At 31.6% G+C, this 14645-nt stretch carries 12 protein-coding genes; 10 read left to right on the top strand and 2 right to left on the bottom strand.

Annotation, left to right across the window (positions count from 1 at the left end; all coding sequences use genetic code 11):
- Window positions 1–386: 386 nt before the first annotated feature.
- Window positions 387–2093 (top strand): methyl-accepting chemotaxis protein, encoded by a 1707-nt coding sequence (locus ACX0KU_RS03035; RefSeq protein WP_472991439.1) that lies wholly within the window; start codon window positions 387–389, stop codon window positions 2091–2093.
- 98 nt (window positions 2094–2191) lie between these two features.
- Here the strand turns inward: ACX0KU_RS03035 and ACX0KU_RS03030 are convergent.
- A protein-coding gene (locus tag ACX0KU_RS03030; protein WP_472989708.1) for an IS3 family transposase occupies window positions 2192–3753 on the bottom strand; the annotation gives its coding sequence in 2 pieces (ribosomal slippage) (window positions 2192–3117 and window positions 3117–3753; 1563 coding nt in all).
- Between the two features lie 180 nt (window positions 3754–3933).
- On the opposite strand from ACX0KU_RS03030, the gene ACX0KU_RS03025 reads away from it, so the two are divergent.
- The 8 genes from ACX0KU_RS03025 to ACX0KU_RS02990 all read left to right on the top strand — a co-directional run bounded on the left by ACX0KU_RS03025 (window position 3934) and on the right by ACX0KU_RS02990 (window position 12170).
- Entirely contained in the window at window positions 3934–4509 is a 576-nt protein-coding gene (locus ACX0KU_RS03025; RefSeq protein WP_472991438.1) for a hypothetical protein, read from the top strand.
- 470 nt (window positions 4510–4979) lie between these two features.
- Window positions 4980–5498 (top strand): hypothetical protein, encoded by a 519-nt coding sequence (locus tag ACX0KU_RS03020; RefSeq protein ID WP_472991437.1) that lies wholly within the window; start codon window positions 4980–4982, stop codon window positions 5496–5498.
- Window positions 5467–5844, top strand: coding sequence for a group II intron maturase-specific domain-containing protein (locus tag ACX0KU_RS03015; protein WP_472991436.1), 378 nt, complete (start codon window positions 5467–5469; stop codon window positions 5842–5844). The genes ACX0KU_RS03020 and ACX0KU_RS03015 overlap by 32 nt, the downstream gene beginning before the upstream one ends.
- Window positions 5845–6126: 282 nt before the next feature.
- Window positions 6127–6948, top strand: a complete 822-nt coding sequence (locus ACX0KU_RS03010) for a transporter substrate-binding domain-containing protein (protein WP_472991435.1) — start codon at window positions 6127–6129, stop codon at window positions 6946–6948.
- A 27-nt stretch (window positions 6949–6975) separates the two neighbouring features.
- Window positions 6976–7620, top strand: a complete 645-nt coding sequence (locus ACX0KU_RS03005) for an amino acid ABC transporter permease (RefSeq protein ID WP_472991434.1) — start codon at window positions 6976–6978, stop codon at window positions 7618–7620.
- An 18-nt stretch (window positions 7621–7638) separates the two neighbouring features.
- Window positions 7639–8382, top strand: coding sequence for an amino acid ABC transporter ATP-binding protein (locus ACX0KU_RS03000; RefSeq protein WP_472991433.1), 744 nt, complete (start codon window positions 7639–7641; stop codon window positions 8380–8382).
- 126 nt (window positions 8383–8508) lie between these two features.
- A complete protein-coding gene (locus ACX0KU_RS02995; protein WP_472992396.1) occupies window positions 8509–9222 on the top strand; it encodes a YczE/YyaS/YitT family protein in 714 nt (237 codons plus the stop codon).
- Window positions 9223–9509: 287 nt separating this feature from the next.
- Window positions 9510–12170, top strand: a complete 2661-nt coding sequence (locus tag ACX0KU_RS02990; protein WP_472991432.1) for a cation-translocating P-type ATPase — start codon at window positions 9510–9512, stop codon at window positions 12168–12170.
- A gap of 58 nt (window positions 12171–12228) precedes the next feature.
- Here ACX0KU_RS02990 and ACX0KU_RS02985 read toward each other — a convergent pair whose 3' ends face one another.
- The gene (locus tag ACX0KU_RS02985; RefSeq protein ID WP_472991431.1) at window positions 12229–13437 is read right to left on the bottom strand and encodes an L-lactate MFS transporter; all 1209 of its coding nucleotides are present in this window, start codon (window positions 13435–13437) and stop codon (window positions 12229–12231) included.
- Between the two features lie 331 nt (window positions 13438–13768).
- Between ACX0KU_RS02985 and ACX0KU_RS02980 the strand changes: the two genes are divergently transcribed.
- On the top strand, window positions 13769–14407 hold the full coding sequence (locus ACX0KU_RS02980; RefSeq protein WP_472991430.1) for a VTT domain-containing protein: 639 nt from the start codon (window positions 13769–13771) through the stop codon (window positions 14405–14407).
- Window positions 14408–14645: the final 238 nt, after the last annotated feature.

The raw sequence follows: 14645 nt of genomic DNA, 5'->3' as shown, positions 1-14645 counted from the left end.
ATAACTTAAATTACAGTTTTTTAAAAGCGAAATTCCGAGATAAGTATAAATTTTTCATTATTATATTAAGGGAAAAACATAAGGATTAACTACATGTAAAAATCTCGAATAATTTAGTTCTTTGAGGAACTATAAATATGATTTAATATATATATAGCAGTAATTTTAATAGTAATTTTAATAGCAATTGAAATTTTCTTTATTTGTGGTATGATAAACTAAGGTATTTTGTGGTATTATGTTCTAATAAGTTAAAATTAAAAGTAAATATTATAAAGTTAACTTTAGGTTAAACGATAATAATATTTAAACAAAGTATAAATAAAGTATAAACAAAGTATAAACAAAATATAAATAAATAGAAATAAAAATAGGGGGAAGCAAAAGTGTTGAAACAATTGAAAAAACTAAAGATTACTTACGGTATTATTACTATTTGGATATTATCTATTGTAAGTACCGGATTAATTGGATTTGTAGGCTTAAGACAGATGAGTCAGCTTAGTGAAAACGTTGATACTGTTTATGAGAAGCAGCTTTTAAAAATTCAAAGATTAGGTCAAATTAATGGAGAAATGGGTGTTTTAAGAAACTCTTTTACAAAGGTAATAGATAGAGCATATAACGAAGAAAATGTCCAAGCTATAGCAAAAAATGATGCGACAATTAAAGAACACTTACAACGATTTAACGAAGCTTCAGCTCAGGGGAGTAAGGATTTAGAGATAATAAATGCTATATCTGAAAAATACAATATTTATATGAACTTATATAATAACATAAGAGAAAAAAAACAGCGTGGAGAAGTGATAGAGACGTCTTTAGTACTAGAAGCTGGTGAGGTTGGAACGGAAATATCTAGATTAATAGGAGAACTTGTAGACTATCATGGAAAGAATGCAGAAGATGTTAATAATAAGTCTAAAGCAAGCTATCAAAGTAGTAAAACGACATTTACTATTATTATAATAGTGTTAATAGGTGTTGTTTCTGCATTATCTTTAGCGATTCTTGGTGGAATAAAATTATCTATACAAGAATTCTCAGGTATACTAAAGGTAATCTCTTCAGGAGACTTTACAGCAGAAGTAGAAAAAAATGAAACTACTGAATTTGGAATTATGAAAAAAGACTTAGCTGTGACTATTCAAGAAATAGGAAGTATATTAACGTCAGTTAAGAAAAGTACAGTTTTTGTAAACGATCAAGCCTTATCATTGTCGGCGGTGTCTGAAGAAATGACATCATCATCACAAGAAGTGGCTAGTGCTATAAACGGGATAGCTCAGGGATCAGCTTCTCAAGCTGCTGAATTAGTGGATATTACAAATATTTTAGATGCATTTGGAAATGCTATAGATAATATTGTTTCATCTGTAGAAGGTGTAAATGTAAATGCTAAGAGTGTAAATACAATGGCGAAAACAAGTAATGATAAAATGACACAATTAGTAACATCTATTAACAATGTAAGTTCATCTTTTAAAGATGTAAGCACTAAAATATCTGATCTTGGAATGAGTGTTAATAAAATTAATGAAATTACAGCTCTTATAAATAGTATAGCAGATCAAACAAATCTCTTAGCACTTAATGCGGCTATTGAGGCAGCAAGAGCAGGAGAAGCAGGAAGAGGATTTGCTGTTGTTGCAGATGAAATAAGAAAATTAGCTGAACAAAGTAAGAGCTCCTCAGCAGAAATTGATAGTTTGATAACTTTAATTTCATCAGAAACTAAAGCAGTTATGGAAACTACAACTGAAGTGAATGGGGAACTTTCAAATCAAGCTACTACAGTGGACAACTCCATAGATTCTTTTGAAGAAATAATTAAAGGAATAGAAAGTATTCTTCCGTTAATAGAAAGTGTAAACTTAGAAATAAATAAGGCTAATAAAGATAAAAATGAGATTATAAGTAAAATTGAAACAGCATCAATGGTAGCAGAAGAGAGTTCATCAACTTCAGAAGAAATAGCAGCTTCATCTGAAGAACTAAATTCTTCTTCAGAAGAAGTAGCGAGAACAGCAGAAATGCTTTCTACTATGGCTTCTAAAACTCTAGAAGATGTTAATAATTTTAAGTTACAATAAAATAGTTTTAATTTAACTAGTATAAGGTTAAATAGATAAAGACCAGAAATTTTGAACTGCACCCTGTCAAGTAGACAGTGGAAATAATAAAAATCAATTTAAGCGGCTAAAGCCCTAAACTCCATTGGGCTAAGGCCGTTTAATTTTTCTTGTAATCTTTTGGTATTGTAGAAACTGATATATTCATCAACTGCATTAGATAGATCCTCATATGTATAATATTTGTGCAAGTAGTATTTTTCACACTTGAGGATACCCCAAAATGCTTCCATAGGACCATTGTCGATACATCTACCTACTCGTGACATGCTTTGTGTCATTCCTGCTGTATTCAATCTTTGTTTGAATCCAATGGAGGTATATTGAAAACCACGATCGCTATGAATCATTGGACTTGCACCTTGTGAAGCCTCCAAAGCTAAATCAAGGGTCTTGAATACAAGATTATTGTTGTTGGAATGTCCAAGTACATAGGCAACAATACTCTTATCATAAAGATCCAATATAGCACTTAAGTATGCCTTTTTAGAATTTCCATACTTAAATTCAGTAACATCAGTAACCCACTTCTCGTTTGGTCTATCTGCTATAAACTCTCGATTAAGTATGTTTTCTGCTACATGTTGAGGTGTAGATTTTATATAACGTTTCCTTTTCCTTCGAATCACAGACTGTAGACCTGAAAGTCTCATAAGTCGATAGATGCGTTTATGATTATACAGCTTCCCCAACCTTCGGTTCAAATTCATAGTTATTCTTCGATAACCATAAATGCCATTGACTTCCTCGTAAAGTTCTATAATCTTTGATATCAACATTTCATTCTCGGATTCTGCAACAGATTCTTGGCGATTTAGCCATTTGTAATATGAGGATCGTGGAATCATTGCTATTTCACACAATAAGGATATCGAAAATTTATCTTTTTTATGAAGTTGTAAAATCGCATTATAGCTATTTTCTTGTCGTAGACGGCTTAAAATCGCCCCCTTTCTAGCTCCTCTAATTTTTTTAAGAATGCATTTTCTGCTCTTAAGCGCTCATTTTCTGCTTTTAGTCTCTTCATTTCAAAATTTACTCTATCTTCAGGTGTTAGTTCCTCTTCAGTTCTTTTACGACCTCGTCGGTCTTTTAATGCATCCTCTCTACCTAGTTCATATTTTTTTACCCACTGGTATATTTGTTGGTAGGAAACATTGTAGGTTTCAGCTGTGTGTTGATAGTCGTTATTGTGAGCAATACAGTATAATACAATTTCAATTCTTTCCTTCCAAGAAGTAGACCTTCCTTTTATCATAGATTGACTCATTCCTTTCGTGGTTGCCGTTATTTCTCTATGACTATTATACTTGTCTACCCATTTTAACAATACACTTTTATTTGATATTTCATACTTCTTTGCCACTTCTCTTTGTGAGTATTTACCTGAAAGGTAATCTTTTACAGCCTGTTCCTTTAGCTCCTTTGAATACCTCTTCCAAGTTATCATTTCTCTCAATCCATCTATACCATATTTTTCGAAGTTATATCTCCAATCTTCTAAAGTACTTCTATTAATTTTATATATAGAAGTAATTTCTAATATCGTTCTAACTCCATCCTCATACTCTTTCAGGATTTCATACTTTTCTTCGGCTGAGTATTTAGTTCTTTTGGACATAAAAATGCTCCCCTTTCTGGTAACAGATTTTTATTTTTTAATCTGTCTACTTTAAGGGGAGCATATCATTTTCTTCTGGTCTTTTATTTTTATATTTTAAGATTATTTTTAGATTTTATACATGAGTTATATAAATGCTTGGGAAACTAAAGATAAGTGGAAAGGATGTGATAAAGAAAAATGAAAAAGTTTATAGCCGTATTAGCATTGATTTTAGTGTTTATAAACTTAGACAGTGCTCAAGCTAGAAAATACTCGGTAACTTCGCTTTCATACATAGCTAGTTTAGAAAAATTGGAAAAGGGAAAAGGACTGAGGGATAGTGGGACACAGATTAAATTTAAGGTTAATTATGAAAATGAAAAGTATTCTAGACCAGTATATGATTCTAAAACTGAAAAACGGAGTAAAGAAAGAATAATATATATACCTAGAAAATCAAGAGAATCTATGCAAAGAATATTTGCAATTCCTAAAGATGCAGAAAGTAAAGAAAATCTATTTAAACTTATAGGATTCCAAGAGAGCTATGAAGAGATTGAAGATCACGAATTAGGATTGCTTATATATAGCTTTAATCCTAAAGAAGTAACTATTTTAGATAATCAAATTTTTATTGTAGGAATGCCACGGAGAAAAGGATCTAGTATCATTTCATTTGATAGAAATAATTTAGATAGTAGCAAAAGATACGATGTTCGCTTAATAACTCTTGATGAGTTAGAAGTAGATTTTGAAGATTTAAATATAAGCTAGCTGTATAAAGTTAGAAGCTGTTGATAAGGGGATTTTATCAGCAGCTTTTTAGGTGCGCCCAGCATGGGCGCAATCTAACGGGTGAAAGTCCCGAGCACGGGTTGATAGTGCCAAGTGCATAGCTTAAGACAAGGGTGTCCATGGTGACATGGAATCTGAAGGAAGTCGGCGGCAAAACTCTGGTCTGACGAATAGAAACTACATATAAGGCATATGTCTGTGGGTAAGATTGCCTAACAAATCCAAGCCCAAAACTATCCGAAACAGGCTGTGTAAATGTAGCAGATAGATGGAGTGAAAGATTGCATTCTTACCTGGGGAGATCTTAGATAAATGTTATAGAAATGAATTTTGAAATAACAACCTTTGCAGTGATGTAAAGCTGAAATCTAAGAAGTCAGCAGAGGTCATAGTAGCAGAAGGGTTATGAACCTTCGGTGAAGGACTGAACGATAGGAGGTTTTGAAACTTTGAACAACACAGAGAAATGTGATAACAGCAGACAACTTTATAATGAAGGTTACTTACAAAAGGATAGAGTGGAACTCGAAGAGTATGTAGGAGGGCCGAGCATTTCATTGACGTTAGAAAAGCAACAGAACGCCGAAAATAAATACACCAATGGATTGTTTGAAAGAATTATTGACAGAAACAACTTAAATGAAGCATTTAAGAGAGTTAAAGCAAATAAAGGAAGTCATGGAGTTGATGGTATGAAAGTAGATGAACTTCTACAATACCTAAAAGAAAATGGCGCCAGCCTTCGGCAATCACTATTGGAAGGTAAATATAAACCTAATCCAGTAAGGCGAGTAGAAATACCTAAGCCCGATGGAAAGAAACGACCACTAGGAATACCAACAGCTGTAGACCGAGTAATACAACAAGCTATCGCTCAAGTCTTAAATCCAATATTTGAAGTATTTAGGATTTGCATTTTATCCAAAGAAAGGCGAGATGGGAATAAGAGTACATCAAAATTCTGTTAAGAAACTCAAAGGCAAGCTTAAAGAAATAACTGGAAGAAGTAATGCTATGAGTATGGAACTTCGTGCAATTAAACTAAAACAAGTTATAGTTGGATGGGTAAACTATTTTAAATTAGCAGATATGAAAAGTACACTTAAAACCTTAGATGAGTGGCTAAGACGAAGGATTCGCTTATGTTATTGGAAACAATGGAAGAAAATTAAAACAAAACATGATAATCTCAAAAGACTCGGTATTGATGAATATAAAGCTTGGGAATATGCGAATACAAGAAAAGGCTACTGGAGGATATCCAACAGCCCTATTTTAGCAAGAACTTTATCTAATAAATACCTTAGACAATAAGGATTTATAACATTAACTGAAAAGTATTTATGATTAGGTAATTCTTATTGAACCGCCAAGTACCGAACGGTATGCTTGGTGGTGTGAGAGGTCGCTGAATAAAATAATTATTCAGCTCCTACTCGATTTTTGTAATAGTATATATTTAAAAGTATGAATAAATGGGCAATTAATACTTGTGTCATAAGATATTTACTAGCATATAATGCTTAGGAACAATACTATTTATTATAAAATCCATGAATATATAGTTCTCTAAATATTATACAAGGGGGAGAGTAAATGAGGAAATTATCTAAAAAATTATTAGGAATTTTAATGATTTTTACTTTAACGGCTTCAATATTTGTAGGATGTAAGTCAAATGCTGATACTAGCAAAAAAGCTACTTTACTTGATGAGGTTAAGAAATCAGAGAAAATGCGTGTTGGTCTAATGGGAACATATCCACCATATAATTTCTTGAATGATAAAAATGAAGTAGATGGATTTGATGTTGATATTGCAAAGGAAGTAGCAAAAAGAATAGGAATTAAGACTGAATTTATTACTAGTGAATGGGCAGGGATGATTGCTGGGTTAGAAAAAGGAAAATTTGATGTTGTAATAAGCCAAATGACTATAACAGAAGAAAGAAAAAAGAGTATGGATTTCTCTCAGCCATATATTAAAAATACAGTTAATGTAATTGTTAGTGAAGGGAATAATGACATTAAATCAATAGAGGATTTTAAGGGCAAGAAAATTGGAGTAGGACTTGGGACTAACGACGAGAAGTATCTTAAAGAAGTAGCTATGCCTAAGGTTGGAAACTTTGAGGTTGTAACTTATAACGATGTTATTACAACTCTGCTTGATTTAAATACTGGGAGAATAGATGCTACAGTAAATAACCTATTTGCAATTAAACCTCAGATTGAAAAGAGTAACTTAAAAATTAAAGCAGTAGGAGATCCAATAAAGGAAGATTTTGCTGGAATAGCTATTAGAAAAGGAAATGAAGAATTCTTAGCTGCTTTAGATAAAGCATTAGAAGATATGAAAAAGGATGGAACTTATAAAGCTATATTTATGAAATGGTTTGGGGTAGAGCCTAGTCTTTAATTAAAATCTAAGGGGGTGCAAAATACCATGGATTTAGTATTCCAAGATATAAACTTACTCTTTAAAGGTGCATATTACACTATGATAATAACCTTAGTATCTATGTCTTTTGGACTTATTATTGGTCTTTTTGTTGCCCTAGCTAGACTTACGGGAAATTTTATGTTGGTTAAATTAGCAAAAGCTTATGTTTCTATAATTAGAGGAACACCAGTGCTTGTGCAAATTTTCATAATATATTTTGGCCTTCCGGATGTAGGTATAATTCTTCCGCCATTAATAGCAGCCTTTATATCACTAAGTATTAATATAGGGGCATATTTATCTGAAACATTTAGAGGGGCTATTTTATCAATACCAAAAGGGCAGATGGAAGCAGCTATGTCAATAGGTATGACCAATTTTCAGGCTATGAGAAGAATAATTCTACCTCAAGCGGTGAGAGTAGCTATTCCTCCTATGGGGAATACGTTTATTGGAATGCTTAAGGAAACCTCTCTAGTATCCATAATAACGGTGACGGAGCTTCTTCGAGCTTCTCAGTTATTAATATCAAAACATTTAGTTGTTATGCCTTTTTACATTGCTATTGCTTTTATGTATTGGCTTATGAGTACCTTATTTTCTATTATTCTAGGGCATATTGAAGCTAAACTATCTAAAATGTATTAATGCTGAGGAAGTGAGTAAATGATACATGTCTATAATTTAAGTAAAAACTATGGAAATAATGAAGTCTTAAAAGGAATTAATTTTAATATTTATTCTAAAGAAGTAGTTGTAATTATAGGTCCAAGTGGTTCAGGAAAAACTACATTATTGCGTTGTCTAAATGGGTTAGAGAATCCCAGTAAAGGAAGTGTAGAAGTAGGAGGAACTTTAATAAACTCAGATATGTCCTATAAGGAAAAAAAGAAAAAAGTTATAGAAATAAGAAAAAATACTGGTATGGTGTTTCAGAGCTTTAATTTATTTCCTCATAAGACGGTATTGGAAAATGTTATTGAGGGACCTATTATAGTTAAGAAGATATCTATAGAAGAGGCTAAAGCTTTAGGAGAAAAGCTTCTATATAAAGTAGGGCTTTTAGATAAGAGAGATGAGTATCCTTCAAGACTTTCAGGAGGGCAACAGCAAAGAGTAGCTATTGCACGGTCATTGGCTATGGAACCTAAAATTATGTTGTTTGATGAACCAACCTCTGCATTAGACCCAGAGCTAGTAGGTGAAGTTTTATCTGTAATGAAGGATTTAGCTAAAGAAGGTATGACTATGGTTGTTGTTTCTCATGAAATGGGATTTGCAAGGGAAGTTGCTGATAGGGTAGTTTTTATGGATGAAGGAAAGATTGTAGAGGAAGGACTACCGGAGCAATTGTTTAAAAGTCCGAGGACTGAAAGAGCCAGAAAGTTTTTAAATCAAATTTTAATTTAAAAGATATAAATTTTTATAAGCAAATCATATTAAAGTTTTATTGCGATTTGCTTTTTTATTTTTTTTTCTAATTATTGTTATTTCCTAATTTTAGTGTTATGATAATCTAATACTTTAAATTAATTGATGAGGGAGAGGGTTATTATAAAACAAGTAGTTTTTCGAATTATTAAGTTGCTTGTAGGACTTTTCTTATGTTCCGTTGGTATAGTTCTTACAATTAATGCTAAAATAGGACTCTCTCCTTGGGATGTTTTTCATCATGGAATTACTAAAATCGCTGGGATAAGTATGGGTAGAGCTAGCATTAGTACGGGAATTGTTATTGTAATAATAAATAGCATTTTTAAAGAAAAGGTTGGCTGGGGTACACTAATTAATATGATTCTAATTGGGATTTTTATAGATATATTAATGTTAAATGGATTAATCCCTGTGGCATCAAGTACTATTATAGGAACGGTAATGATGATTTTAGGAATTATAATAATGGCCTTTGGTACTTACTTATATATAAGTTGTGGCTTTGGATCTGGGCCTAGAGATGGACTTATGAGGCTACTTACAAAAAAGAGTGGAAAGTCTGTGCGTTTTATAAGAAATAGTATTGAAATAAGTGCTTCTATAGTAGGATATGTACTGGGAGGTTCTATAGGAATTGGAACTGTAATTATAGCATGTACACTAGGGTATTCTATTCAATTTGTATTTAAACTTATGAAGTTTGAACTTAGTACACTTGAACACAGATTTATTGATGATGATATTAAGTTTATAAAAAACTTTATGAAAGAAAAAGCAAAGGATAAAGTTGTTTGTGATGAAGAGGTAAGTTTATAATTACTAAAATAAGTAAAGTATTATTGACAAGTAGTTATCGTTACGATATAATAAGATAAAATTAAATACTTACATTTCCTATTAAAAGGGAGTAGTATAAAGTGTGACATCAACATGCCCGATTAGTGAAGCTAATCTGGTGTCATATGCCAATTAAAGTTGGTTACGAGACTTTTAATATAATTCTAATTATTATTTAGAATTATATTAAAGGTCTTTTTTTATTATGTAAGACCTAACAATTTGAATTATTACATAATCAATAAATTATGAAAGGGGTAAGGGTAATGAAAGAATCTTATAAAAAGTCTGTAGAAGGGGTTATGAGTGAACTAAATGTTTCAAGTAGTGGACTTGTAACAGAAGAAGTAGTTAAAAGGCGAGAAGAGCATGGCTTTAATGAATTAAAAGATGGGGGAAAGAAGAATATTTTTCAGGTTTTTATTGATCAATTTAAGGATTTATTGGTATTAATATTAATTGCTGCAGCAGTTATATCTATGTTTTTAGGAAATATTGAAAGTGCACTAGTTATATTTGCAGTAGTTATATTAAATGCGGTATTGGGTACAGTTCAGCATATCAAAGCAGAGCAATCATTAAATAGTTTAAAGGCGCTATCTTCACCGATAGCAAGAGTGCAAAGGGATGGAAAGAAAGTAGAAATCTCTTCACGGGAAGTAGTATTAGGAGATATTTTATTTTTAGAAGCTGGTGACTATATAAGTGCTGATGGAAGAATTATTGACAATTACAGCATACAAGTTAATGAAAGTTCACTTACAGGAGAGTCTGAAAGTGTATTGAAAATAACTAATATTATAAATGAAGATAATGTTTCAATAGGGGATAGAAAAAATATGCTCTTCGCTGGAAGTCTTGTAACTTACGGTAGAGCAGCCATAGTAGTTACAGATATAGGTATGAGCACTGAACTTGGAAAAGTAGCAACGCTACTAGAGAACACTAAAGAAAAGAAAACTCCATTACAAGTTAACTTAGATGACTTTGGTAAAAAACTTGCTACAATAATTTTAGGTATATGTGCATTAATATTTGCTTTAAATATGTATAGAGGATACGAAGTTATTGATTCCTTTATGTTTGCAGTAGCGCTTGCAGTAGCGGCTATACCAGAGGCCCTAAGTTCTATTGTAACTATAGTACTTGCTCTTGGAACTCAAAAAATGGCTAAAGAAAATGCGGTAATAAGAAAGCTTCAAGCAGTCGAGGGACTAGGAAGTGTATCAATAATATGTTCTGATAAAACGGGTACACTAACACAAAATAAAATGACTTCAAAGAAGGTTTATGTAGATGGAAAAACTATAGATTCAGATAAAATAGATAAGAATAATCCTTTGGAGGAAAGACTTATTCTAATGGGATTACTATGTAGTGATGCTATATCAAGTGAGGATAAAGAAATAGGAGATCCAACAGAAATTGCATTAACTAACCTTGGAAAAATCCATAATCTAAAGGAATTAGATATAAGAAAAGAATATCCTAGAGTTGCAGAAATTCCTTTTGATTCCGATAGAAAGCTTATGAGTACAGTACATGATATAAATAATAAAGTTACTATGATAACTAAAGGAGCTTTAGATGTACTATTAAAAAGATGTGATAGAATAGAAACCTCAGCAGGGGTTAGGGCCTTAACAGATAAGGACAAAAAGAACATTGAAAAGGTAAATGAAGATTTCTCAAAGAATGGCCTTAGAGTTCTAGCTTTTTGTCATAGGGAAATAAAAATATATAAAGAATTAAGATTACAAGATGAAAATAATTTAGTTTTCTTAGGATTAGTGTCCATGATGGACCCACCAAGAGAAGAGTCAGCTAAAGCAGTAAGAGACTGTATAAATGCAGGAATCAAGCCAGTTGTGATTACTGGAGACCATAAAATTACCGCTGCTGCTATTGCAAAACAAATAGGTATATTAGAAGATGAATCAGAGGCTATAGAAGGATATGTACTTGACAAACTAAGTGATGAAGAGTTAAAAAACAAGGTGGAAAATATCTCTGTTTATGCTAGAGTATCTCCAGAACACAAAATAAGGATAGTAAGGGCATGGCAGGAAAAGGGAAATGTTGTTGCTATGACTGGAGATGGAGTTAATGATGCTCCAGCCCTTAAACAAGCAGATATAGGAATATCGATGGGTATAACTGGAACAGAGGTTGCAAAGGATGCTGCTGCTATGGTTTTAGCAGATGATAATTTTGCTACTATAGTAAAATCAATCTCTAATGGTAGAAATATATACGAGAATATAAAGAATTCTATTAAATTTTTATTATCAGGAAATACCGCAGGGATATTAGTGGTTTTATATGCGTCACTAGCAGCACTTCCAATACCTTTTGCAGCTGTACATCTATTATTTATAAATCTTCTTACGGATAGTCTTCCTGCAATAGCATTAGGCTTAGAACCGCATAAATCAAATATTATGAGTAGAAAACCAAGAAATATAAACACTCCTATTTTATCTAAGGATTTTGGTATAGAGATTTTAGTTGAAGGACTTGTAATTGCTATATGTACTATAGTGGCATTCAGATTTGGCTTAAAAACAGGAGATGCTGGAGTTGCAAGTACAATGGCTTTTGCTACATTATGCCTTGCAAGACTTTTCCATGGATTTAACTGTAGAGCTAGAGAGTCCATATATAAGATAGGTTTATTTACAAATAAAGCTTTATGGGTTGCCTTCGGACTTGGGTTAGTACTGTTAAATGCGGTAATCATAATAAAACCTTTAAGTGGTGTATTTGAAGTTTCACCTCTTACCATGCAACAATTTAGTTTAATTTATGTATTAGCATTTATGCCATTAGTAATTGTACAGTTATATAAGCTTATCTTTGTTAAGGAAAATAGTAAAGCTAGTTTTAATAAATCAAGATTTAAAAATAGTGCAGTAAAAGAAGTATAGTGATAAAAAAAGTAGACTTGTTTGATAAAGAATATATATCAACAGTCTACTTTCATTTTTAACAAGCTTTAGCTTCTATTTTAGAAACTGAAGGTGTATTATATTTAACTAAGAATGTCATTATAGCACAAATTATAGTTAGGATAGCTGAAATTATAAAGGTAGGTTTAAGTCCACCTACAGCTGCAAACACAATAGGACCTACTAAGGCAGATATTCCATATGCTTGATAAAGTATTCCATAATTAGCTCCTAAATTCTTTGTACCATAAAAATCACCTATTATTATTGGGAACACTGCTAGGAAACCTCCAAAACAAAATGCAATTCCGGAAACACAGGCAAAGAATGTGATATAGTTTAGAGAAAGTACGCTGAGAAGAATCATAGAAATAGAAGTAATAGTAAACATTAAGAAGACTACTTTTATTCTACCGATTTTATCAGATAATGTACCCCATATAAGTCTGCCACTAGCATTAAAAAGTGCTATAGCTGATACTGCATTACTAGCAACAGCAGGTTCTAACCTAGCTAATTGAATACCTATATCCTTAGCATTGCCTATAATTAAAAGACCACTCATGCTTCCGAATAGAAACATAACCCAAATTAAATAGAAGGCTCTAGTCTTAAGCATTTCTAATACTGTAAAGTTATTTCCAATGTTAGAAGTGTTTTTAATACTCGTATTGTTATAGTTTGTAGGAGGATTCTTTAAAAATTGTGCGCCTATTACAGATAAAGTAATATAAATTACACCTAGGTAAAAGAAGGTTTGGGATACCCCTTTAGAATGAAGTAGGAATTGTATTACACTCTTAAAAACAAGACTTCCAAGACCAAAAGCACCTACTGCAATACCTGTAATGAACCCTTTTTTCTCTGGAAACCATTTAACACAGGTAGAAAGGGGACAAACATAAACAAATCCAACACCAATACCAGCAATAACCCCATAGTAAATATATAGCTGGATTAATGAGGTAGCGGTAGATGCTAGCATTAACCCTACTCCGTATAATACTCCACCAATAGTTGCCACTATCCTTGGACCAATCTTATCCTGAAGTCTACCAGAAAAAATTGTTACAAAAGCAAAGACGAAAACAATAATTGAAAAGGCAAGTACAATATCAGTTTTTTCCCAACCGAATTTATCCACGAGGGGCTGGTTAAATAAGCTCCATGAGTATATAGAGCCTGTACACAATTGTAAAAGTACAGCACCAAGAACTACACTCCAACGATTTGTAACATTTTTCATAATTGAAAAACCTCCAGTATATTGATAATATAATGTAATAGGACAACATATAAAAAGTCAGAATTTTAGCACAGTTGTATAAAGTGTATATTTATTAGTTGTACATTTAATTATTATATTGGATGAATATAGAGAATACAAGGAAATGTTTTAACATGCATATCTAGAACTTTGTGTAAGTTTATGCAGTTAATAACCTTTAAGTTAATAAGTAGTTAGATTTATAAAATACTAAGGATATATTAGATGGAATAGCAAATATTAATAAAGAGATTTATTATATTATGAAATATTTCTTCAACAAAAGCCTTAAGAAGGTGGGAAACATAACATGGGGATGAACATTAGTAGAATTATAAACACTGTATCAAACTTTGAGGAGTTTATACATATTATAATTAATCAATGTGGAAGAGCTACTTATTTAATATTATTTATATTAATATTTGCTGAAGCTGGATTAATTGTATTAACATTTTTGCCAGGAGATTCTTTGATATTTTTAAGCGGAACATTAGCTTCTGTTAGAATATTAAATTTTTATTTAATATTATTTATATTTTGTGTAGCAGTTATAGTGGGAGATACTATAAATTATTATATAGGAAAGTTTTTTGGAAAAAGAATTTTGCATAAGGAAAATCCACGGTTTTTTAAAAAAGAATATGTGGAGAAAGCTCATGACTTTTATGAAAGGCACGGAAGGCTAGCTATTATAATGGGAAGGTTTATTCCTGTTGTTAGGAGTTTTGTGTCTTTCGTTGCAGGCATAGGAGAGATGGAATTTATAAGATTCATTAGCTATGCTGCTATAGGTGGAATTTTAAGGGTTGCTCTATTTTTATTTACTGGATATTATTTTGGCAATCTAGAAATAGTAAGAAATAATCTTGGAAAGGCTATTATGGTAGTAACATGTATTACTATGATACCGGCTGTTGTAGGGTTTATAAAACAAAAGTGGAAGTAATAAAAGAATTTTACGACGTAAAATTCTTAAACTACGAATATAATAAATCTAATAATAAAAAAGGTTCGTGAAATTACATAAAAAGTATTGCAAATTTCTATAAATTGAGATAAACTTTGAATGTAGTCGAACTTTATTTAAAAAATATAGACTAATGTTCACTTACGTGTTTAATGAAAAAGTAAATATAAGATTATAAGAAAATATTATAAATGTTTAAAGTAAACTAGAATTATAT

It is taken from the genome of Clostridium sp. X (assembly GCF_055755365.1).
This window is presented reverse-complemented; position numbering and strand designations above follow the sequence as displayed.